At 51.0% G+C, this 22,833-nt stretch carries 19 protein-coding genes and 1 pseudogene; 9 read left to right on the forward strand and 11 right to left on the reverse strand.

The genetic code is table 11. The features are described 5' to 3' along the window. The first annotated feature begins 86 nt into the window (after nucleotides 1–86). Nucleotides 87–629 carry a hypothetical protein gene (locus VRZ32_RS05810; RefSeq protein WP_414524736.1) on the forward strand — a complete coding sequence of 181 codons (543 nt, stop codon included), beginning with the start codon at nucleotides 87–89 and terminating at the stop codon, nucleotides 627–629. A gap of 6 nt (nucleotides 630–635) precedes the next feature. On the opposite strand, the gene VRZ32_RS05815 is transcribed toward VRZ32_RS05810, so the two are convergent. Further along, nucleotides 636–1,319: a Crp/Fnr family transcriptional regulator gene (locus tag VRZ32_RS05815; RefSeq protein ID WP_414524737.1), complete on the reverse strand. Its 684-nt coding sequence runs from the start codon at nucleotides 1,317–1,319 to the stop codon at nucleotides 636–638. A 186-nt stretch (nucleotides 1,320–1,505) separates the two neighbouring features. Between VRZ32_RS05815 and VRZ32_RS05820 the strand changes: the two genes are divergently transcribed. After that, entirely contained in the window at nucleotides 1,506–2,036 is a 531-nt protein-coding gene (locus tag VRZ32_RS05820) for an isochorismatase family protein (RefSeq protein ID WP_414524738.1), read from the forward strand. A 6-nt stretch (nucleotides 2,037–2,042) separates the two neighbouring features. Here VRZ32_RS05820 and VRZ32_RS05825 read toward each other — a convergent pair whose 3' ends face one another. The 5 genes from VRZ32_RS05825 to VRZ32_RS05845 form a co-directional block, all read right to left on the reverse strand. Next, nucleotides 2,043–2,954: a hydroxymethylglutaryl-CoA lyase gene (locus VRZ32_RS05825; RefSeq protein ID WP_414524739.1), complete on the reverse strand. Its 912-nt coding sequence runs from the start codon at nucleotides 2,952–2,954 to the stop codon at nucleotides 2,043–2,045. A 4-nt stretch (nucleotides 2,955–2,958) separates the two neighbouring features. Next, complete coding sequence (locus tag VRZ32_RS05830; protein ID WP_414524740.1) at nucleotides 2,959–4,974, reverse strand: biotin carboxylase N-terminal domain-containing protein; 2,016 nt, start codon at nucleotides 4,972–4,974, stop codon at nucleotides 2,959–2,961. Between the two features lie 84 nt (nucleotides 4,975–5,058). Continuing rightward, complete coding sequence (locus tag VRZ32_RS05835) at nucleotides 5,059–5,838, reverse strand: enoyl-CoA hydratase/isomerase family protein (RefSeq protein WP_414524741.1); 780 nt, start codon at nucleotides 5,836–5,838, stop codon at nucleotides 5,059–5,061. A gap of 7 nt (nucleotides 5,839–5,845) precedes the next feature. Continuing rightward, nucleotides 5,846–7,468, reverse strand: a complete 1,623-nt coding sequence (locus VRZ32_RS05840) for a carboxyl transferase domain-containing protein (RefSeq protein ID WP_414524742.1) — start codon at nucleotides 7,466–7,468, stop codon at nucleotides 5,846–5,848. A 198-nt stretch (nucleotides 7,469–7,666) separates the two neighbouring features. Beyond that, nucleotides 7,667–8,851, reverse strand: a complete 1,185-nt coding sequence (locus tag VRZ32_RS05845; RefSeq protein ID WP_414524743.1) for an isovaleryl-CoA dehydrogenase — start codon at nucleotides 8,849–8,851, stop codon at nucleotides 7,667–7,669. Nucleotides 8,852–8,985: 134 nt separating this feature from the next. Between VRZ32_RS05845 and VRZ32_RS05850 the strand changes: the two genes are divergently transcribed. The 4 genes from VRZ32_RS05850 to VRZ32_RS05865 all read left to right on the forward strand — a co-directional run bounded on the left by VRZ32_RS05850 (nucleotide 8,986) and on the right by VRZ32_RS05865 (nucleotide 14,331). Beyond that, nucleotides 8,986–10,020 carry an AraC family transcriptional regulator gene (locus tag VRZ32_RS05850; RefSeq protein WP_414524744.1) on the forward strand — a complete coding sequence of 345 codons (1,035 nt, stop codon included), beginning with the start codon at nucleotides 8,986–8,988 and terminating at the stop codon, nucleotides 10,018–10,020. Nucleotides 10,021–10,113: 93 nt separating this feature from the next. Next, nucleotides 10,114–12,072 (forward strand): hypothetical protein, encoded by a 1,959-nt coding sequence (locus VRZ32_RS05855; protein WP_414524745.1) that lies wholly within the window; start codon nucleotides 10,114–10,116, stop codon nucleotides 12,070–12,072. A gap of 81 nt (nucleotides 12,073–12,153) precedes the next feature. Continuing rightward, on the forward strand, nucleotides 12,154–12,306 hold the full coding sequence (locus VRZ32_RS05860) for a helix-turn-helix domain-containing protein (protein WP_414524746.1): 153 nt from the start codon (nucleotides 12,154–12,156) through the stop codon (nucleotides 12,304–12,306). 93 nt (nucleotides 12,307–12,399) lie between these two features. Continuing rightward, on the forward strand, nucleotides 12,400–14,331 hold the full coding sequence (locus tag VRZ32_RS05865; RefSeq protein ID WP_414524747.1) for a hypothetical protein: 1,932 nt from the start codon (nucleotides 12,400–12,402) through the stop codon (nucleotides 14,329–14,331). Nucleotides 14,332–14,480: 149 nt separating this feature from the next. Here VRZ32_RS05865 and VRZ32_RS05870 read toward each other — a convergent pair whose 3' ends face one another. Next, nucleotides 14,481–15,155 carry a TerC family protein gene (locus tag VRZ32_RS05870; protein ID WP_414524748.1) on the reverse strand — a complete coding sequence of 225 codons (675 nt, stop codon included), beginning with the start codon at nucleotides 15,153–15,155 and terminating at the stop codon, nucleotides 14,481–14,483. Nucleotides 15,156–15,209: 54 nt separating this feature from the next. Between VRZ32_RS05870 and VRZ32_RS05875 the strand changes: the two genes are divergently transcribed. Together VRZ32_RS05875 and VRZ32_RS05880 are read left to right on the forward strand one after the other, a co-directional pair. Further along, on the forward strand, nucleotides 15,210–15,596 hold the full coding sequence (locus VRZ32_RS05875) for a hypothetical protein (RefSeq protein ID WP_414524749.1): 387 nt from the start codon (nucleotides 15,210–15,212) through the stop codon (nucleotides 15,594–15,596). A 634-nt stretch (nucleotides 15,597–16,230) separates the two neighbouring features. Then, a complete protein-coding gene (locus VRZ32_RS05880) occupies nucleotides 16,231–18,045 on the forward strand; it encodes an IlvD/Edd family dehydratase (protein WP_414524750.1) in 1,815 nt (604 codons plus the stop codon). A gap of 335 nt (nucleotides 18,046–18,380) precedes the next feature. On the opposite strand, the pseudogene minE reads toward VRZ32_RS05880, so the two are convergent. The 3 genes and pseudogenes from minE to minC all read right to left on the reverse strand — a co-directional run. Then, nucleotides 18,381–18,617 (reverse strand): annotated as a pseudogene (minE, locus tag VRZ32_RS05885) (cell division topological specificity factor MinE); the annotation flags it as partial. Continuing rightward, nucleotides 18,614–19,429: a septum site-determining protein MinD gene (minD, locus tag VRZ32_RS05890; RefSeq protein WP_414524751.1), complete on the reverse strand. Its 816-nt coding sequence runs from the start codon at nucleotides 19,427–19,429 to the stop codon at nucleotides 18,614–18,616. The pseudogene minE and the gene minD, both read right to left, overlap by 4 nt. A gap of 13 nt (nucleotides 19,430–19,442) precedes the next feature. Next, nucleotides 19,443–20,195, reverse strand: coding sequence for a septum site-determining protein MinC (gene minC, locus VRZ32_RS05895; RefSeq protein WP_414525055.1), 753 nt, complete (start codon nucleotides 20,193–20,195; stop codon nucleotides 19,443–19,445). A gap of 635 nt (nucleotides 20,196–20,830) precedes the next feature. On the opposite strand from minC, the gene VRZ32_RS05900 reads away from it, so the two are divergent. Continuing rightward, nucleotides 20,831–22,057, forward strand: coding sequence for a lytic murein transglycosylase (locus VRZ32_RS05900; protein WP_414524752.1), 1,227 nt, complete (start codon nucleotides 20,831–20,833; stop codon nucleotides 22,055–22,057). Between the two features lie 170 nt (nucleotides 22,058–22,227). On the opposite strand, the gene VRZ32_RS05905 is transcribed toward VRZ32_RS05900, so the two are convergent. Then, nucleotides 22,228–22,782, reverse strand: coding sequence for a GNAT family N-acetyltransferase (locus VRZ32_RS05905; protein ID WP_414524753.1), 555 nt, complete (start codon nucleotides 22,780–22,782; stop codon nucleotides 22,228–22,230). Between the last annotated feature and the right edge of the window lie 51 nt (nucleotides 22,783–22,833).

Here is a 22,833-nt window from a genome sequence, read left to right on the forward strand (position 1 = left end):
CGTGATACAATGATCCGGTGCCTCTATCTTGTATTTTTAAAATTGCGCGATATCGCATTTTACGCAACCACGCGCTTGACAGACACGTGCGACGTTTTCATAGTAAAGTTGGAGTAGTCTTTTTACTAGTGCTTCTTTTGAGGATGCGTATGGGTATCAAGATATCAAACAATTCCAATGTCTTGTCTGTTTCCCGTGATGAGGGGAATGTCAATAAAGAGGCAGTTGCGGAAAAGAAAGTCGGGCTTTTCAGCTGGATTGATTCCTGGTTGTTTCGCGGCGAGCAGAACAAAGAGCTTAAATCCCTGGTTGTTGAGGATTTTAAATCCAGGGCACAGTCAATCACCGGCAATGATGCCTTTAAATCCCAGTTTATGACCGCGCTTGAGAAAGCTTTTGACCCAAAGGGCAGGGCGCCACTCGACAAGACCACTTATGAGGCTGTTGAGTCTGGCCTGACGGCACTGGAGCATTCTGACAATTTAGAAGCCTTTGCCTGTATAGGCGGAGAGTTTCTGACGATTGAAAAATCAATCACACATTTGCCGCCTGCCGATAATGCAGGGTTTTCCTTCTATGATGCCCATGATTTCCGGAAAAAGCTGGAAGCTGGCAACGAAGTACGATGATGCTCTTTATTCCTCTCCGTAACTTGTTAGCCCGTCTAGATTTATCACGCGGATGCCGTTGCGCTCCATGGTGAGAAAGCCCTCTTCTTCAAGCTCTTTCAAACCCTTGTTGGCGGCTTGTCTGGATAATCCGCAGATAAGGCCTAGATCCTCCTGGCTGATGTCGAGATAGGTGCCAACGCCCGGATAGAGCACGGGATTGAACAGCCAGCCTAGTGCACGTGCAACCCGTGCGCGGGCATCGAACATGCGGTCATATCCAACAGTAGCAATGAATTGCCCTAATCTTTCGTTGAGCTGACGCACCAGAAAGCGGTTAAAGCCGACGGAATTTTCAAATAGCCAATCGAATGTGGTTTTTTGCATTAAGGCGACACGTGAGTCGCGTACAGCCACGATGTCATATTGACGGATTTCATCCTTCAGAATGCTGCCTTCACCCACCCAACCGCTGGTTGGTACGCCGGTGAAGGTTACAGCCTTGCCCGCTGTCGAAATGGTGCCAACCTTGATGATACCACTTGCCACGCCGCACCAGTAATTCATGCGATCGCCCTGATGGCAGATGTAATCGCCTTTTGAAAAGCTTTTTTCGATGGTCCCACGCGCTGCGCGCTCGCGCTCTGCTGCCGTCAGTTCCGAGGCCCACGGCGCGATTTTAGAGAGATATTCGGCTGTTAGAAAAGCCATTACTGCTTTGCTATCAGAATGACTGGCGAGAAATGCATTTATCGCATGTCCTTGTTTTATTTTCCCCAATCCCGTCCAGATGCAGTATTATTCAGCATGCAGATTTGCTCAAGTCCGAACCTGAAGGCAAACCCTGTTAATTTGATTGAAATGGGTTAAGTATCAGGCGAAAGCAGCGAGGGAACTATGCTAGAGGCACGCCATTCAACGTTATTGCTGGTCGATTTCCAGGATAAGTTGGCACCTGTTATTGATCAGGCGGAGGAAACGCTGGTGCAGGCTGAGCGTTTGGCGAAGGCCGCGAAGCTTTTAAATGTGCCCATCATTGCGACAGAGCAAAATCCGCATGGCTTGGGCCATATCGCGCCAATTCTGGCCAGTTTCCCTGATATCGCAATCCCTAAAATGAGCTTCGATGCAGCGCGTGAGCCAGATTTGTTGCGCACGTTGCCGCAAGAGCGTCCCGAAATCATGATTGCTGGTTGGGAGGCGCATGTTTGCGTGCTGCAAACGGCATTAGGGCTGTTACGTGAAGGCTTTAAACCAGTGGTGGTTGTGGATGCGATTGGCGCGCGCCGTGCTGATAGCAAGGCGATTGCATTGCAGCGGTTGGCAGCGCATGGTGTTGAGATTGTAACGACAGAGATGGTGCTGTTCGAATGGCTTGGCACAGCCGATCATCCGGCTTTCCGGGCCGTGCTCAAGCTCATCAAGTGAAACGCATCAGCCCGCCCGTTTAGCAAGAATGGCGTTTGCCACGCGCGAACCATTGGGGCGGCCAATATGCTGCGAGATGAATGCGCCAGCATCGATCAATGCATCGAGATCAATTCCGGTTTCGATGCCAAGGCCATGGAGCATGTACACGACATCTTCAGTGGCCACATTGCCGGTGGCGCCCTTTGCGTAGGGGCAGCCGCCAAGCCCTGCGACAGATGCATCGAACTGGCTGACACCCAGCTGCAGCACCGCATAAATATTGGCCAGCGCTTGCCCGTAAGTATCATGGAAATGCCCAGATACATCGGCGATGTCATAAACAGATAATGCTGCTTCAAGCGCTGCCTGCGCCTTGCGAGGTGTGCCAACGCCGATAGTATCGGCAATGCCAACATGCTGCACACCTATATGCTTCATCAGCCGGGAAACATAGGCCACCTTTTCGGGCGCAATATCGCCTTCATAAGGGCACCCCAGGCTGCATGAGATCGCCCCGCGCACATAAATGCCAGCCTCTCGCGCCGCCTGCACAACCGGAATGAAGCGCTCAATGCTTTCGGCAATGGAGCAGTTGATGTTCTTCTGGCTGAAGGCCTCACTGGCCGAGCCGAACACTTCGATTTCGGTTGGTGTGGTTGGGATGGCGGCTTCATAGCCTTTTGTATTGGGCACGAGCACGGAATAGATCACATCCTTGCGGCGCGTGATACCCGCCATGACGGCAGCGTTATCGGCCATCTGCGGTACCCATTTCGGGCTGACGAAACTGGTTGTTTCGATGTGCCGGATACCCGTTGCCTGGAGCTGGTCAATCAGCGCAACCTTGACGGCTGTGGGCACAAAAGTCTTCTCGTTTTGCAGGCCATCGCGCGGGCCGACTTCAACGATGCGTACTTTTTCGGGCAATTGGCTCATCGTTTTATTCCGCCTTTTGGGGTGCTTCAACGCGTAGCAGCTCTACACCCTCTGTGAGTTGATCTCCGACGGCATAAAGCACTTCCGAAACCGTACCATCGATGGGGGCCTTGATGGTGTGCTCCATTTTCATGGCTTCCATTACTGCAAGCGGTTGTCCCTTGACCACAACATCACCGGCTTTAACCAGCATGCCAATAACCTTGCCGGGCATCGGTGCTGTGAGGCGGCCAGCTTCGGCTTCAGTTTCACCAGCATGCGCCAGCCGATCAATGAGATGCACCTGCGCACTGCCGGTGTTAGCGAACACCGAAAACATCTCGCCGGTGCGATATGTGGTGAGGTGCAGGCGATTACCATCGAGGCTGATGTCCCGCACATCATCCAGAATGAGTTGATGGCTATTGCCGCCGATTTCCAGGCGGATTGTTTGCCGATCAAGCTGTGTGAAAGCAACCGTTTCAAGGCTTTCACCATGCCCAAACTGCAAGACGCGCCGCGCCGGGCCACCGATGCGCCAGCTGTCGCGATGCGACCATGGATCGGTGTTGCCCAGAGTGCGTTCCGCCCGCACGATATGCGTAACAACGGCCGCTGCCGTAACAGCAAAGGGCAGAGTTTCAATGCCGAAAAGCGCCGTGCGTTCTCGCTCAATAAGTGCGGTATCGAGATCGGCGTTCACAAACGAATGGCTTGCCGCAACACGTCGTAAAAAGGCAACGTTGGTGGCAACACCCACGAGGTGTGTATGCGCCAATGCTGTATCAAGCCGTGCAAGTGCTTCTTCACGGGTTTCCCCGTGCACGATCAGCTTGGCGATCATCGGATCGTAGAATGTCGAAATGTTATCACCTTCACGCACACCGGAGTCGATGCGGACACCATGCGTGTTGATCGCAAACGCGGTATGACCTGGAAGACGATAAACATCGAGATGGCCAGCTGCGGGCAGGAAGTCATTATCGGGATTTTCGGCGCAGATACGCGCTTCAATCGCATGGCCGTTGATCGTCAGCTGGTCCTGATGCAGCGGTAAGCGCTCGCCAGCAGCCACGCGCAATTGCCATTCCACCAGATCAAGGCCGGTAATGGCTTCGGTTACCGGATGCTCTACCTGCAGACGGGTATTCATCTCCATAAAGTAGAAGTTGAGGTCGCCATCGCTTGTTGGTTCTGCGATGAATTCAACCGTGCCAGCCCCCACATAACCCACTGCACGTGCGGCAGCGATGGCGGCCTCGCCCATGGCCTTGCGGCGCTCCGCACTGAGACCGGGGGCCGGCGCCTCCTCCAGCACCTTTTGATGGCGACGCTGCACCGAGCAATCACGCTCAAAAAGCCATACGTAATTACCAAGGCTGTCGCCAAAAATCTGAATTTCGATATGACGTGGGCGCTGCACATAACGCTCGATCAGCACGTCACTTTTGCCAAAGCTGTTGTCAGCCTCACGCTGGCAGGAAAGCAGTTGTTTTGCGAAGTCTTCTTTCCGCTCAACAATGCGCATGCCCTTGCCGCCACCACCCGCGCTTGCCTTGATCATCACCGGGTATCCGATGCGGTCTGCCTCTTTTTGCAACAGGTCAGGATTTTGATCTGCACCATGATACCCTGGCACCAGCGGCACACCGGCCTGTTCCATCAGGCGTTTTGATTCCGCCTTGAGGCCCATTGCGTTGATGGCTGATGCTGGCGGCCCGATGAAGATCAGGCCTGCATTGGCGCATGCTTCGGCGAATTCGGCATTCTCGCTCAAGAAACCATAACCGGGGTGGATTGCTTCCGCCCCCGTTGCCTTAGCTGCCTCAATGATGCGCTCCCATCGCAGGTAGCTGTCGCGCGGTGCTGCGCCGCCCAGCGAAACCGCCTCATCGCATGATGCAACGAACTTGGCGCGGGCATCGACATCCGAATGCACCGCGACCGTGCGGATCGACATGCGGCGCGCAGTCGCGGCAATGCGGCAGGCAATCTCGCCACGGTTGGCAATCAGGATTTTGTTCAAGGTCGTCCGAGACATAAAGTTCCCCGCCCGCTTATTGTTCTGGTATTAAATTTCAGCATCAAGTTTACCCAGAAATGGGATCCGTTTCCGGGTCTGGTGCTATAGCCACGAGGGCTTTTGTTTGTTCAGAAAGGATTGCACGCCTTCGCGGCCTTCAGCTGATGCGCGAATGTCGGCAATGCGTTCAGCCGTGTCTGCGACGAGTGCATCGCTGATGGGGCGTCCGCCAACCTCACGCAGCAGATGTTTGGCAGCTGTCAAGGCTGCAGGAGAAGCCGATAGCAACGCATTTGTAAAATGCGTGATGCGTGCGTCCAGTTCATCCGCTGTTGAAAGCTCATGCACAAAACCGATTTGGGCTGCTGTCTGTGCTGAAAACACTTCCGCTGTCAGGAAGAAACGCTGTGCCGCACGTGCGCCCATTGCTGCGATTACGTAAGGGGCGATGGTAGCCGGGATCAGCCCAAGCTTCACTTCGCTCAAGCAAAAGCGGGCGGTGTCAACGCTTGCAGCAATATCACATGCCGCCACGAGGCCCATGCCACCTGCGAAGACATCGCCTTGCACGCGGGCAATCACCGGCTTTGGGCATTCGTGGATGGTGCGCAGCATGGTGGCGAGGGCTGTTGCGTCTGCCAGATTTTCAGCGTGGGTGTAGTCCGCCATGCGGCGCATCCACGTCAGATCCGCCCCGGCGCAAAATGCCTTGCCGTTTGCTGCAAGCACAATCACACGGACGGCTTCGTCCGCTCCCAACGCAGTAAACGCTTCAGTGAGGGCGCCAATCAGCGCGTCATCGAAAGCGTTGCGGACATCTGGCCGGTTGAGGGTGACGGTGGCGCGGGCGCCGGTGCGTTCAATAAGAAGGTTGTTGCTCATCAACGCCTCACATGCGGAACACGCCGAAGCGTGGTTCTGGGATTGGAGCATTGAGGCTGGCGGAAAGGCCAAGTGCCAACACACGACGTGTATCGGCAGGGTCGATCACACCGTCATCCCACAAGCGGGCTGTGGCGTAATAGGGGTGGCCCTGATCCTCATATTGCTGGCGAATAGGTTCGCGGAATGCGGCCTCTTCTTCCGCGCTCCATGTGCCGCCCTTGGCCTCGATGCCATCGCGCCGCACTGTGGCGAGAACTGCTGCAGCCTGCTCGCCACCCATTACCGAAATGCGGGCATTCGGCCACATCCACAGGAAGCGTGGCGAGTAGGCACGTCCGCACATGCCATAGTTGCCCGCGCCAAAAGAGCCGCCGATGATCACAGTAAATTTCGGCACATTCGCGCAGGCAACGGCCGTTACCATTTTCGCGCCATGGCGAGCGATACCTTCGTTTTCGTATTTCTGGCCAACCATAAAGCCAGTGATGTTCTGCAAGAACACCAGCGGAATACGGCGCTGACAGCAAAGCTCAATGAAATGCGCCCCCTTGGCCGCACTCTCCGAGAACAGGATACCGTTGTTGGCAACAATCCCAACAGGCATGCCTTCGATATGCGCAAAGCCTGTCACGAGGGTGGGGCCGAAACGGGCCTTGAATTCATCAAACTCCGAGCCATCCACGATACGGGCGATGATCTCGCGGACATCGAACGGCTTGCGGGTGTCAGTCGGGATGACGCCATAGATTTCTTGAGGATCATACTTGGGGGGCCGCGCAGCAATTGGTGTTACCGGAATATCCTTGCGGCGATTGAGGTTTGCAACGGCTTTGCGCGCAAGCGCCAACGCATGCGTGTCATCATTCGCCAGATGATCCGCAACACCTGACAAACGCGTGTGCACGTCACCGCCACCCAATGCTTCTGCGCTAACGACCTCACCGGTGGCGGCTTTCACAAGCGGAGGGCCGGCCAGAAAGATCGTGCCCTGGTTTTTCACAATGATTGTCTCATCACTCATCGCCGGCACATAAGCGCCACCCGCCGTGCACGATCCCATCACGACTGCGATCTGGGCGATGCCATCAGCGCTCATATTCGCTTGGTTGTAGAAAATGCGGCCAAAGTGATCGCGATCTGGAAAAACCTCATCCTGATTGGGCAGGTTTGCGCCGCCAGAATCCACCAGGTACACGCATGGCAGCTTATTCTGCGCTGCAATCTCCTGCGCCCGCAGGTGCTTCTTGACTGTCAACGGGAAATAGGTGCCACCCTTGACCGTAGCATCATTACAGACGATGACGCACTCCGTGCCATTAATCCGACCGATACCCGCGATCACACCTGCAGAAGGTGCTGAATCGCTGCCATCTTTTTCCTTGTAGACATTGAAGGCGGCCATTGGCGCGATTTCGAGAAATGGTGTACCCGGATCCAACAGCAACTCCACCCGCTCGCGTGGCAGTAGCTTGCCCCGAGAAACATGCTTATCACGTGCAGCAGCGCCTCCGCCCTGTGATACTTCATCAAGGCGTTGACGCAAATCTTCGGCGAGCGCACGCATGGCATCCGCATTGGCCTGGAAATCCGCACTACGCGGGCTGATCTTGCTATCGATGATGGCCATCTGCACATCCCATTGAAACACCCTTGAAAGCGTTTGTACTGCTCAAGTGATTGATACGAAGAGACAATAAGTGAATGCTGATACTGCATCAAACCGGAAAGCGGGCACTGTTTTCTGGTTTTATTGATGCGTAAATAAAGAGAGCGGCCGCGTCAGATCATGCCGCGCTCCAGTGCATTTCTAGCGACTGCAACGCTATCAGCTATCGGCGGTTTCGGTAAACAATTCCCGTCCGATCAGCATGCGCCGAATTTCCGATGTGCCTGCCCCAATCTCATAGAGTTTGGCATCGCGCCACAGACGCTCAACCGGGAAATCTTTTGTGTAACCAACGCCACCCAGTGTCTGAATGGCTTCGCCCGCAATCCATGTAGCTTTTTCAGCCGAATAAAGAATTGCGCCAGCTGCATCCTTACGCAGAGTGCGGGCATGGTCACCACGATCGCAAGCCTTGCCGAGCGCATAAACATAAGCGCGCGTGGCCTGCCAGGTGGTGTAGATATCAGCCACCTTGCCCTGCATCAGCTGGAATTCGCCAATGCTCTGGCCGAACTGCTTGCGCTCATGAATGAAGGGAATGATCGCATCCATGCTTGCCGCCATCAGGCCCAGCGGGCCGCCAGAAAGCACCGCACGCTCATAATCAAGGCCAGACATCAGCACTTTTACGCCATTGCCGACGCCTCCGAGCACATTTTCTTCCGGCACTTCGCAATTGTCGAAATAGAGCGGGAAGGTATTTGAGCCGCGCATGCCGAGCTTATCAAGTTTCGCACCGGCCGAAAATCCGGCAAAGCCTTTCTCGACGATAAAGGCGGTGATGCCCTTGGCGCCAGCTTGCGCATCCGTGCGGGCGTAAATCACCAGCGTATCAGCGTCACCGCCATTGGTGATCCACATTTTGGAGCCGTTGAGGACGAAGCGATCACTTTTCTTTTCGGCGCGCAGCTTCATGCTGACAACGTCTGAACCCGCGCCAGGCTCGCTCATGGCAAGCGCGCCGACATGCTCGCCAGAGATGAGCTTGGGTAGATACTTTTCCTTCTGGGCGTCGGTGCCGTTGCGGTTAATCTGGTTCACGCACAGGTTGGAATGTGCGCCATATGACAGACCGATAGAACCCGAAGCGCGCGATATCTCTTCCATGGCGATGATATGCGCCAGATAGCCCAGGTTTGTGCCGCCAAAGTCCTCGCTGACGGTCAGGCCATGCAGGCCCAGATCGCCGAGTTTGCGCCAGAGAGGCGCAGGAAAGGCATTGTCACGATCAACATCTGCCGCGATGGGGGTGATTTCCTTGGCCGCAAAAGTCTGCACGGCATCGCGCAAGGCGTTGATATCATCACCAAGATCAAAATCCAGCCCAAGACCTGGAAACGTCATTGCATCTCTCCCCGCTCGTTATTTGTCGTTGGCGCCAGCATGGCCAGTTCATTGGCACAAAGATTACTGTGTCATCCCACTCATTTGGTGCCACAATGGTTGCAAATCATGCCATCATTTATCAAGAATGAGTTATGAATAGAAACGCAAGATCACTCTCCGATGCGGTCACGCCAATAGCCTTTGTGCGCTATATTACAAAAGCTTATGAAGCATATGGCTTATCCTTTGATGCGGCCCTGCGCGAGGCACGAATTGTGCCGCATCTTCTGGATGATCCTGCATCGCGCGTGACTGCAGAGCAATTCGAGAAATTATCCGGTTATGCGATGCGAGAGCTGGATGATGAGGCGCTTGGGTGGTTCTCTCGCCGTCTGCCGTGGGGCAGCCATGGAATGATTTGCCGGGCCGCCGTCACAGCCCCCGATTTAGGAGTTGCCCTTAAACGTTGGTGCCGCTGTCACGGCTTGCTAACGGAGGATATAGCGCTCACGCTTAGCGTCAAGGCCGGTGCGGCCTCCATTACAATTCACGAACGGTGCGTGACAGCTGCGTTGCGAGAGTTCTGTCTGGTTTCGGTATTACGCATGGCGCATGGCTTTGCCTGTTGGTTGATCGATTCTCGTATTCCGCTCATCGATCTGACATTTCCTTATGCACAACCGGAACATGGCAGCGCTTATGGCGCGATGTTTCCTGGTCGGGCACGGTTTGAGGCTGCCCATGCAGGTTTCAGTTTTGATGCCCAATACTTGTCATTGACGCCTGTTCGGGATGAAACTGCAACACGGCAGATGTTACAAAAAGCATTGCAGCTGACAGTATTGCAATATCGGCGTGATCGTTTGCTTGTTGATCGTGTGCGCATGCTGCTAAAAAGTCATCTGGCGTCATCTACGCACACCAATGATCTGCCTAATGCAGAAGCCCTGTCTGAGATGTTGGCCATCTCAAGCCGCACCATGCACCGTCAGCTGCAGGAGGAGGGGGCATCATTACAGGAAATCAAGGATGCCGTGCGTCGCGATTATGCCATCGATCTGATGCAACGCACGAACCGCCCTCTCAAGCAGATCGCGCATATGGCCGGTTTTCGCAACGAGAAGAGTTTTTCGCGCGCATTTAAACAATGGGAGGGTAGTGCGCCAAGTGATTTCAGAAAGCGCTGAAATGTTGAAAATGCATATTCTGCCAGCTCTAGCCAATGGCATATAGAATTCTATTTCAATCTCTATCTTGCAATATGTCTATTCAAGAGGTAGATGAATTACACAAAGCAAAACATAACATTGTTTGGGCTGCGTCAGGGCGTGTTTTTCGTTATTCTATTTGCTGAGGTTCGCATGAGTAATATCTTCAATACCGTTTTTGGTTGGCTGTGGAGTCAAGATTATAATTCTGCAAATCCGGCTACCCAAACCCAACGCTCCGAATCTGGATCTGTAAATCCGGTGTCTTCAGTTACATCTCCATCTGCAGACCGGTATTTTAGTGGAAGATATTATGATCCAGACCCGTATCATGAGGGAATCTATGATTATAAGAATACTAAATATGATCTAGACCCGTATCATGAGGGAATCTATGATTATAAGAATACTAAATATGATCTAGACCCGTATCATGAGGGAATCTATGATTATGAGCATGCTAAATCCGTAGTGGATGCTAATGATAATAAGGCTGAGACCAAACGAGTGGTATCCCAAGTGATATTCGGTGATAGGGTGGATTATTCTTTGCTAAATCATCTTCTGCACTCTACCTCCTATTATGATGTTGATGAGGCTACAATTGAGCGAGCAATATTCCATGGTGGTAAGGTAGATTCTGAGGCGCTGTATACTATCCTGCGCGCTGACCCCGCTCGTGTTGATAATACTATGATCAATCGAGCGATATTTCATGATGATAAGGTAAATTCTGAGGCGCTGGATACTATCCTGCGCATTGCCCCCGCTCGTGTTGATAAGACTATGATCGATCAAGCGATATTGCGTGGTGTGGATTCTAAGATGCTGTGTACTATCCTGCTCAGGGTCCCCGCTCATCTTGATGATGGTGTGATCCATCCATCGAGATTTCATGATTGTAGTGTGGATTCTGAGATGCTGCATACTCTCTTGTGCTATGCCCCCGCTTGTGTTGATAAGACTATGATCAATCGAGAAATATCGGATGGTGTGGATGCTTTGATGTTGAGTACTATCCTGCGTTGTGTCCCCGCTCAGGTTGATGGGGATATGATCAAGAGAGCAATATTTCGTGATGATCAGGTGCATCTTGCTTCGCTGTGTGCTGTCCTTCGCCATGACCCCGCTTATATTGATGATGATATGATCGAAAAAATAATATTTCGTGGTGATCAGGTTAGCATTAAGGCGCTGGCTAAGATCCAGGAGCTGGCCCCAACGCGTATTAATAAGAATATGACGAAGAAATCGGCATGTCATAGTGATCAGCAGATGGTTGCTGCGACGTTGGCTGCCTTGCGCGCTGACCCCGCTCGTGTTGATAAGACTATGATCGATCGAGCAATATTTCGTGATGATCAGGTGGATATTGATGTGCTGGGTACTATCATTCGCTATGACCCCCCTCATGTTGATGATGATATGATCGAAAAAATAATATTTCGTGGTGATCGGGTTAACATTGAGGCGCTGGCTAAGATCCTGGATCATGCCCCAACGCGTATTAATGGGAGTATGATGAAAAAATTGGCATGTCATGGTGATCAGCAGATGGTTATTGCGACGTTGGCTACGATTTTAGATTATATCCCAAATGATGTTGATGAGACTGTGGTAGAGCTTTTTGTATTTGCTGGTGGTCAATGGAATCGTGACGTGTACAAAGCGTGGCGATTTGGGAAGGAAGAATATATTAAACCTGGATACTTGAATGGCTTGTTACCCAATGCATTGGCTGAACTTGATGGACGTTTGTTCAGCGCTCTGCCAGATGAAATTCTTGAAAATCTCAAGGAAAATGTATTTAATAGCTTGTCGGTTAAAGCTAAAGCGCGGATCAGTATGCGCGTTCTGGCGAAAGTTCCAGATACAACCTTTAACAGATTAGATGATAGCGTATTGGCACATGATGGACGCGTAGCGGCGCTGGCCGCTAATCCTGAAGCGCTCTTCGAAGACATATCTTCTAATGAAAGAAAACAAAGAATTGTCGACGCTTGCGCTCGACGGAAGCCGCAATTTCATTGATTTTAAATGCGTATAGAAGCTTGATAACCATCTTCAAGCTTCTATACATTCGAATTTAATACAAGCATCATCAAGAATGTCGTGCGCCGCGACTATGCCATCGACTTGATGCAGCGCACGAATTGTCCTCTCAAGCAGACCGCACATATAGCCAGTTTTCGCAACGAGAAGAGTTTTTCGCGCGCATTTAAACAATGGGAGGGTAGTGCGCCAAGTGATTTCAGAAAGCGCTGAAATGTTGAAAATGCATATTCTGCCAGCTCTAGCCAATGACATATAGAATTCTATTTCAATCTCTATCTTGCAAGATGTCTATTCAAGAGGTAGATGAAGTGCACAAAGCAAAACATAACATTGTCTGGGCTGCGTCAGGGCGTGTTTTTCGTTATTCTATTTGCTGAGGTTTTTATGAGTACTCCTGCTGCTGTCTCTGGCTTGCCGCTAAATCAAACTTATAATTCTACAAATCTGGATGCCCCAATTACGTCTCCATCTGCGCTATCATATTTTGATGGAAGTTATTTTAGTGTTATTGCAGCTCCTGTGGTGAGTGCTTGTAAATATGTTGGATATGTTATTAGTAATGTTTTTTCGTCTGTGGTTAGGTTTCCTTTAAATGTTTTTGATGGCGTGAAAGAACTGTATTGCAGAATTATAACTAGTATAGCGATATTTCATGGTGGTAAGGTGGATTATGAGGCGCTGGCTGAAATCTTGCAATGCACTCCCGATCGTGTTGATGCGGCTATGATCGATCGAGCGGTATTTCATGATGGTGATGTGGATTATAAGGCGCTGGATGCTATCCTCTACGCTGTCCCCACTTGTGTTGATAAGGCTATGATCGATCGAGCGGTATTTCATGATGGTGGGGTAGATTCTGAGGCGCTGGATACTCTCCTGCGCTTGGTCCCCACTCATGTTGATAAGACTATGATTGATCAAGCAATATTGCATGGCGTGGATATTAGTCTCCTGGGTACTATCCTGCGTTATGTCCCCGCTCATGTTGATGATGACGTGATCGATCGAGCGATATTTCATGATGGTGGAGTAAATTCTGAGGCGCTGGATACTCTCCTGCGCGCTGCCCCTGCTTGTGTTAATAAGACTATGATCGATCGAACAATAAAGCATGGTGTGGATTTTGGGATGCTGTGTACTATCCTGCGTTATGTCCCCGCTCATGTTGATGATAATGTGATCAATGGAAAGATATTTCATGATGATCAGGTGGATATTGATGTGCTGGATACTTTCCTGCGCATTGCCCCCGCTCGTGTTAATAAGACTATGATCGATCGAGCGATATCATATGGTGTGGATTTTGGGATGCTGTGTACTATCCTGCGTTATGTCCCCGCTCATGTTGATGATAATGTGATCAATGGAAAGATATTTCATGATGATCAGGTGGATATTGATGTGCTGGATACTTTCCTGCGCATTGCCCCCGCTCGTGTTAATAAGACTATGATCGATCAAGCGATAAAGCATGGTGTGGATTTTAAGATGCTGTGTACTATCCTGTGCTTTGTCCCCGCTCATGTTGATGATGATGTGGTCAACGGAAAGATATTTCATGATGATCAGGTGGATATTGATGTGCTGGATACTTTCCTGCGCATTGCCCCCCCCCATATTGATGATGATATGATCGAAAAAATAATATTTCGTGGTAATCGGGTTAACATTGAGGCGCTAGCTAAGATCCTGGAACTGGCCCCAAAGCGTATTAATAAGAGTATGATGCAGAAATTGGCATGTCATGGTGGTCATCAGATGGTTACTGAGACGTGGGCTACGATTTTAACTTGTATCCCAAATATGATTGACGAGACTGTGGTAGAGCTTTTTGTATTTTCTGGTGGTCAATGGAATCATGATATATACAAGGCGTGGCAATGGGGGAAGAAAGCATTTATTAAACCTGGATACTTGAATGGCCTGTCACCCAGTACAGTGGCTAAACTTGATGGACGTTTGTTCAGCGCTCTGCCAAATGAAATTCTTGAAAGCCTGAATGCGGATGTATTTAATAGCTTGTCGCCTAGAGCTAAAACGCGGATCAGTATGCGCGTTCTGGCGAAAATCTCAGATACAACCTTTAATGGATTAGACGATAGCGTATTGGCACATGGTGGACGCGTAAAAGCGCTGGACGATAATCCTGAAGCGCTCTTCGAAGGCATATCTTCTAATGAAAGAAAACAAAGAATTATCGACGCTTGCGATCGACGGAGGTCACAACTTCATTGATTTTAAGTGCGTATAAAATCTTGATAACCATCTTCAAGCTTCTATACATTCGAATTTAAGATAAGTCTCATAGCATTTTGACGATTGTTGATCGCTAAAATGCTATGAGTTTTATTTTGACGCTTTTCTGAAAGCGCCATAAATATTCTTTACATCACGCCATTTACAACTGGTATCACTTCAAGTAGGCCGCGATAGATCATATCCAGCGCTACGTAGAGAATGACGGCAAGGCCGACGTATGCAATCCAGCGATGGCGCTGTAACAACTTGGCAATAAAGCTGGCCGCAACACCCATTAGTGCGACAGAAAGCACTAATCCGAAGATCAGAATTTCTGGATGCTCCCGTGCAGCGCCTGCAACGGCAAGTACGTTATCGAGCGACATAGACAAGTCTGCAATAACAATCTGCCAAGCTGCTTGCGCAAAGGTTTTTCGCGGAGTTTTGGCTGCAATACTGCCATCATTGTTGATGTCTTGCTCTTCCAACGCCTCAACAGCTTCTAGCTCGTCATTATGCGAGACACGCAACTCGCGCCACATCTTCCAGCATACCCACAGAAGCAATACGCCGCCGGCAAAAAGAAGACCGACAATCTGCAACAATTGGGTCGTTGCCGCCGCAAAAATGATACGTAGTACTGTTGCTGCGATAATACCGATGAGAATGGCCTTGCCACGCTGCTCTTTGGGCAGACCAGCGGCCGCAAGGCCGATCACGATCGCATTGTCGCCTGCCAGCACAAGGTCAATCATGATAACCTGAAGCAGAGCAGTAAGCGCTTCTGGTGTAAAGAGATAAGAGTTAAACAAATCAACCATTCGGCACCCACCATGAGGTTGGGAACTTGGTGCAGTAGGAATGATATCGTGCGGATGGAAAAATCCGTCCGCTTATTCACGCAACAATTGCCCGCAGGAATTCCACGTAAGGTGAAAGGGCAGAGTAATTATTGCAACTGCCATGCCTTGCAGCTTTCAAGCGCGCAGCATGGTATATTAACGATATCGATAATTTTCTACATGCTCCAGGCCACCCGATTTCAGATATCCAGTCCGACATCACAGTTCGATGAACTGTCAGAGGGGCCCGGGCTGGCACTTATGTTTATACTGCTGGGCACTGGTAAATTCAAGCTCCTTCCCGTGCCATTTCAAGTGTGCCTTGCGTTGAGCGCATGGCAGAAATTGCAGGTACTTTCACCCCTTCCTGCAAAAGCTACAGCAGAAAGTGTTAAAAAGATTCCTGCTTTGGATGAATAAATTGCACAAGCAAATGCTTAGGGAACTGCTATCTTATTTCGGGGCGTGTATGGAAGCAGTATAGGGAAGCATATATGGAATAACAGCAGCAGCTAAGTATGCATTTTTCAGTCTGTATGTTCTTCGTAAATATCCGCGCTTTGCTCGCAACACTTGCGGGAACTTTACCGAAACTATAGAAAACTGATCCTAAAGACAAACTTGGCGCGTGCTGTTTGCAATACGAGTATTGATATCAATTTTAGAGATGCTGGGGAGATCACCTTGATGAAGGTGACCCACCTGGAATGGTCAGGTGTTAGGGAGTGAGGCAGAGGGAGGTATGCTAATTTTACAAGCATTTCTCCATTAATACCTAAATATCATTCCGATGCCGATTTTGCGCCGCTTGGCCTCTGAGCTGATACTTTCATGATTGGATGAAGAAATATTGTTGAGCTATTTATCGACATATTGTCATCGTAAGTATGAGGGACTTCTGATAGCACGGATGCCAACTTATAAAGAATGTTCAGATAATGCTGTCGTTTGATTTATAACAATAAGTTGATAGATATTTCTCTGCCTATCTTTGTTTGCAAGGCTGCTGAGATACCTCTTTTTGATGTTCAGTGTAGAACCGGGGAATTCTAAAATGAGTGACAGGTCAAAAGGCGCTTCTGCCGCCCCTCGCAAACTCCGCTCACGCGCGTGGTTCGACAACCCGGATAATCCCGATATGACCGCCCTCTACCTGGAGCGGTATCTGAATTACGGGCTAAGTCAGGAAGAGTTGCAGTCAGGCAGGCCAATTATTGGAATCGCACAGACCGGGTCCGATCTTTCGCCATGTAACCGTCATCATCTAGAGCTTGCGAAACGTGTGCGTGAAGGCATTCGTGAAGCAGGCGGCATTGTGATTGAGTTTCCGGTACATCCCATTCAGGAAACTGGCAAACGGCCTACGGCGGCGCTTGACCGCAATCTTGCCTATCTGGGTTTGGTTGAGGTGCTTTATGGTTATCCACTCGATGGCGTGGTGTTGACAATCGGCTGCGATAAAACCACGCCTGCGTGCCTGATGGCGGCGGCAACTGTCAATATCCCTGCGATTGCGCTTTCTGTCGGCCCTATGCTGAACGGCTGGTTCAAGGGGAAGCGCACGGGCTCAGGCACGATCGTGTGGAAGGCCCGCGAAATGCTGGCAGCCGGTGAAATTGATTACCAGGGCTTTGTGAAGCTGGTTGCGTCGTCAGCGCCTTCTACCGGTTATTGTAATACTATGGGCACTGCCACGACGATGAACTCGCTAGCAGAAGCGCTCGGTATGCAACTACCCGGCTCGGCTGCGATTCCAGCGCCTTATCGTGATCGTCAGGAAGTGGCATATCGTACGGGGCTACGTATTGTTGACATGGTGCGCGAAGACCTTAAACCCTCTGATATTCTTACAAAAGAAGCATTCATTAATGCCATCCGTGTGAATTCAGCAATCGGCGGCTCGACTAATGCGCCCATTCACCTCAATGCATTGGCGCGTCACGTGGGCGTGGAGCTAACGGTGGATGACTGGCAAACCTATGGCCACGAAATTCCCTTACTTGTTAATATGCAACCGGCAGGTGAGTACCTGGGCGAGGATTATTACCATGCAGGAGGTGTGCCAGCGGTTGTTAGCCAGCTGATGGATCAGAAATTGATCAATGAGGCAGCAATCACCGTCAACGGGCGCTCGATCGGCGATAATTGCCGTGATGCGCGCATTGAAGATGAAAAGGTTATTCGCCCATATGACAAGCCCCTAAAGGAACGGGCTGGTTTTATTGTTTTGCGTGGCAACCTGTTCTCGTCCGCCATCATGAAAACGAGTGTTATTTCGCCAGAATTCCGGGAACGTTATTTGTCTGACCCCAAAGATCCAGATGCGTTTGAGGGGCGGGCCATGGTATTCGATGGGCCTGAAGAGTACCACGCAAGTATCGATGATCCAGCGCTTGCGATTGATGAACACACCATTCTATTCATGCGCGGTACAGGGCCTGTTGGATATCCGGGATCTGCCGAAGTCGTCAATATGCGTGCGCCTGATTACCTGATTAAGCGTGGTGTCATGTCGCTGCCATGCGTGGGCGATGGGCGGCAGTCTGGCACATCAGGCTCGCCATCAATCCTGAATGCTTCGCCTGAAGCTGCAGTAGGTGGCGCCCTTGCTGTTCTTCGAACAGGTGACAAAGTGCGTATTGACCTTGGAAAATGCTCTGCCAACATCATGATATCGGATGAAGAATTGGCTGAACGTCTACGTCAGCTTGCGCAGGCAGGGGGCTACAAATTTCCGGAGAGCCAGACGCCCTGGCAGGAAATCCAGCGTGCTATTGTCGGGCAACTTGAGACCGGTGCAGTGCTGGAATCTGCCGTAAAGTATCAACAAATCGCACAAACAAAGGGCATTCCGCGCGATAGCCACTGACATTCATCTTGCTGAATAATGGGAAAGGGCGCTTATGGACGCCCTTTCTGCGCGTGTTTTGTGTATCAGACATAAAAATAGGCAGAGCGTTGAAAATACGCCCTGCCTTATGGAATTGTTTATGGGAAAATTTATAGCATCAAGCCGAAAAGGTGCCCGCTTTTTTCGGTTTAATGCTCAGCCATAATGCACAATAGCCTGCCTCAAGCGCGGGCTGAACGTGACAATGTGCCTGAAGTTGTTTTCGCCATAACGGGTGCTTTACCCGCAGTCGATGAGAGCTTATCCGATGCCTTTCCTGCCACGTCATTGGCGGCTGCTGGTGCAATATGGGATGGGATCTCTATATCAACTTCCAGCGTTGAGACGGCATCACCGCGCTCCATGGTTACTTTGACCATATCGCTATCAACCTGAATATGCTTGGCGATAACAGCAAGAATTTCTTCCCGCAGAATGGCGACAAGGTCAGACTGGCCCGTCGAGATGCGCTCATGTGCCAGCAGGATCTGCAGGCGTTCACGTGCCACAGGGGCCGACGACCGCCGGCTGAACAGTTTAAAAAAGCTCATGCCGCCCTCCGTCCGAACAGCTTGTTGAACAGGCCCTTCTTGTCCGAAGGGATGGACATCTCAACCGTTTCACCACTTAGGCGGCGGGCTGCATCGAGATAAGCGCGTGAAGGGGCGCTATTAGGGTTGCTGATGGTAACTGGCGTACCGAGGTTGGATGCGCGCAGCACTTCCTCACTCTCAGGGATGATGCCAATCAACGGGATCGACAGAATCTCCAGCACATCCTCAACCTTCAGCATATCACCGCGCTCAGCCCGGATTGGGTCATAGCGGGTGAGAAGCAGATGCTTTTCAACACGCTCACCGTTTTCAGCCCGTAAAGTCTTGGAGTCGAGGACGCCAATGATGCGATCTGAATCACGCACCGATGATACTTCAGGGTTGGTGACGACAACGGCAACATCTGCGTGGCGCATCGCAAGCGTTGGGCCGCGCTCGATGCCAGCAGGGCTGTCGCAGATAATCCAGTCAAATTTCTCGCGCAGCTCATTGATGACGCGATCAACGCCTTCTTCCGTGAGCGAGTCCTTGTCGCGTGTCTGCGAGGCAGGCAGCAGATGGAGTGTTTCAACCCGCTTGTCGCGAATAAGAGCTTGCGCCAACTTGGCTTCGCCCTGCACAACGTTGATGAGGTCATAGACCACACGACGTTCTGCGCCCATCACCAGATCGAGATTGCGCAAACCAACGTCAAAGTCGATAACCACGACATTTTGTCCGGTCTGCGCTAGTGCCGCCCCGAGGGCGGCCGTCGACGTGGTTTTGCCAACGCCGCCTTTACCCGATGTTACGACCAGTACTTTGGCCATTTTATTTCCCTCTTCAGTTCAGGGGAGCGATTTTAATCGCGTCGCCTTCGAGCCAGATTTGGACGGCTTGTTTGCCGAATTGATGATCATCAAGAGCCTCAGCCGTCTTGTAGAGGCCATCGATCGCGACAAGTTCGGCTTCGAGCTTGCCGCAGAAAATACGTGCCGATGCATGCCCCGCGCACCCCGCCAACGCACGTCCGCGAAGAGCGCCATAGACATGAATGGAGCCACCTGCAATCACCTCTGCGCCCGAAGCGATGGAGCCGATGATGGTGACATCACCTTGCGGAAACACGATCGACTGACCTGAACGGACAGGCTGATCGATAAGCAGAGATGGACGAGCGGCTTCTTGCGGAATCGCGATAGGTGCGGCGTTGTCTTCCTTCGCCACAGCTGTCGGAGAAGCCGTAGGCGACGTTTCGATAGCCGCCTTCTCGCCTGTTGTTGCAGCTGGCGCGGGGATATCAACCTCGTTCACCTGCTTTCCGCCACGTACAAGCGGTGGGAAGCCGGGCCCAAGCCAAGATTCCTTAGCGCCCTCAATGCCCATCACCTGAATGCGCCGTTCGTTAAGACGGGCAAGCAAATCGATAAGGCCCTGTTTGTCGATGTCCAGGCTGGAGACATCCAGAATGACCGCTCGTGCACCGAAGAATCCAGGCGAGCGGTCGATCAGGTTGTAGAGTTCATCCAGCCATGCATCGAGCGGTGCCTCAGGTGACAGCATCAGCGCCAGAAAGGATCGGCCACGAAAGCGGATCGATGGGCGCTTAGCTGACGGCTGTGCGACGTCGCTGGATGAGGAGGCTGGGAGAGGGGCTGTCTGGGTCACGGCACTTCTTCAGGTTTCTGTTCTGTTAACATTTGGCGCGAGTATGGTTACCACTTGGTTAACAGATTGCAGAAATGCCGGTATAAATATGTTTATTGCGTAAGTTATTGTGCGCCTTCCTGATGGAAAGGGCTTGGGAAACTAAAAAGGCATGGGAATTAAGCATAATCGCGTATGACGCAGGCCGGTTGCTCCAATTTTCCAGTGAGGCAATATCGTTCTGTGTTGGTCGTTTGAAGGGGCTAGCGTCTGTATGATTTTCGTATTGTGAATTTTTTAATAAATATTGTTTATATAATTTTGATTAATTAACATGATTTAATATTTTTTTAAATGAATAAGAAATGACATTGTTTATCATTGATGGAGTAATTATTTATAATTGATTATTTTATGGTTGTTTCGTCGATTTTATGTCCATTTTATTGCTGGGTTGGCATAAACTGATATGCTGTCATCCGCCTGCAAATTTCTCGTAGAGGAATATACGAAAATTTATCAAATCCCTCTGTATATCGAGCGTGGGTAGTGGAGATTCGGATAAAGTTATGAAGGAAAGAGGCATGCAAGGCAGATTACGGGTGCATTTCACCCCTGTTTTGTCATTTATTGTGGCGCTTGTCGCTTTGGTTGCAACCAGTGCGGGCTTTGCAACGCCTGCTGAAGCCCAGGCCAGCTTTTCTGCCTGCGCTGCCAATCTCAGGCTTGCTGCTATTAAGGCAGGCATTAGTCGGGATGTGACGGCAAAGGCACTTAATGTGGATGCGCCAGATGAAAAAGTACTGGAGCTTTCCAAGGTACAGCCGGAATTCAAAACACCGATCTGGGACTACATCGGCTTTCTTGTCGATGCGCAACGCATCAACGATGGCAAAGCACAAATGGGGCGGTATGACGTCGTGCTCCGTGCTGCTGAACAGCGCTTTGGCGTTGATCGTTATGTCATTGCTGCCGTATGGGGTGTCGAGACCGATTATGGCCGTGATGTCGGTAGTTTTTTCCTGCCTCATGCACTTGCCACGCTATATTGTGATGGTGGTCGCCGTAAAGATTTCTGGCGCGGGGAGTTGTTCGCAGCACTCAAGCTTGTTGATCGGGGAGATCTTGCCCTGAATAAGCTCTATGGCTCTTGGGCTGGCGCTTTTGGGCAGACACAGTTTATCCCAACTACTTATCAAAGACTTGCAATCGATTTTGATGGCGATGGAAAGCGCGATCTCGTCAGTTCAGTGCCTGATGCATTGGGCTCAACTGCCAATTATCTCAAGCGTGCGGGCTGGAAATCCGGGGAGCCGTGGCTGATTGAGGTTAAGGTTCCGCCTGGATATAAAGGGTCTACGGGACGTCGCAACAAAATCGCTATTGCAGAATGGGCGCAGCGCGGTATTAAGCGGGCTGATGGTCAGCCACTTAAGGGCGAAGGGCAGGCAGGGTTATTGTTGCCAGCGGGACCGAATGGACCTGCATTTCTTGTGTTCCGTAATTTCGATGCGATCTATTCATATAATCAAGCTGAATCCTACGCTTTGGCGATCTCCCACCTTGCCGATCGGCTAGCTGGATATCCTGCGTTGCGCACGCCTTGGCCTACCGATGATCCTGGTTTGACGCGGGCTGAGCGTTTTGAGTTGCAGAAGCTGTTGCTGGCGAAGGGGTATCATATTGGTGAGGCCGACGGTAAAATCGGTGTTGTCACCCGTATGGCAATCAAGGATGTTGAGCGTCAGCTTGGTATGCCGGAAACAGGTCGTGCGGGCACCAAGGTGTATCGGGCGCTTGGCGGAAAGTAAGAAATTACATTCTTCGTCTGCATGTAAATGTAAGCTTCAAAAATCAAGGAAGAGAACCGCTTACGCCTTATTCGTAAAACAGGGTGTAAGCAGTTCTCAGTAATTTTATGAGGCTTGTTTCAACATGCCGGCAGTTGTACTGCGTCTTGAATTTCTGTGGTGCTATAGCCTTAGGCAGCTTGCGGCAGCTGAGACAATGCATTTGGCATGGATGTGAGTTGACCTGTCGCCGCAACAAGGCCTTGGACGTCCTCAAGCGCCCTGGGTACCAGTTCCAGAGCAAGAAAGCGCTCGCGGGCAAACGGACCTGGGAAATATAGAGCATTGGTCTTTTCGGTGCTGAAGCCAAAGCGTGCATAGTAGGGCGCATCCCCCACTAACAAAATTGCGCGATGGCCAAGCAGTGTCGCGGCCTCGATGCTGGCGTGCATTAATGCGCTGCCAACGCCGAGTGATTGGTATTCAGGCGAAACGGCAAGCGGTCCAAGCAATAAAGCAGGACATGATAGCTTTCCGCCTTTGTAGCCTGCAGAAATATGCCAAAGGCGTACCGTACCAATCAAACGATCAGCAGCAGTTGCGCTCAAGGCAAGATTACGCGCCGGCAAACGTCCCTCTCGCAGGCGCTCGCTGGTTTTGGTATGTCGGGTTTGGCCGAAGCATGTATCGAGCAGCGCTTCCCGTGCATCGATATCGGTAGGGATTTCTTTACGAATTGTGAACACGGCAAGTTCCTCCCTGCCCGGCAATTTTCAGCCGGGGCAGCCGGAAAAACA

Source organism: Pseudochelatococcus sp. G4_1912, from assembly GCF_047501465.1.
Classification (GTDB): Bacteria; Pseudomonadota; Alphaproteobacteria; order Rhizobiales; family Beijerinckiaceae; genus Pseudochelatococcus.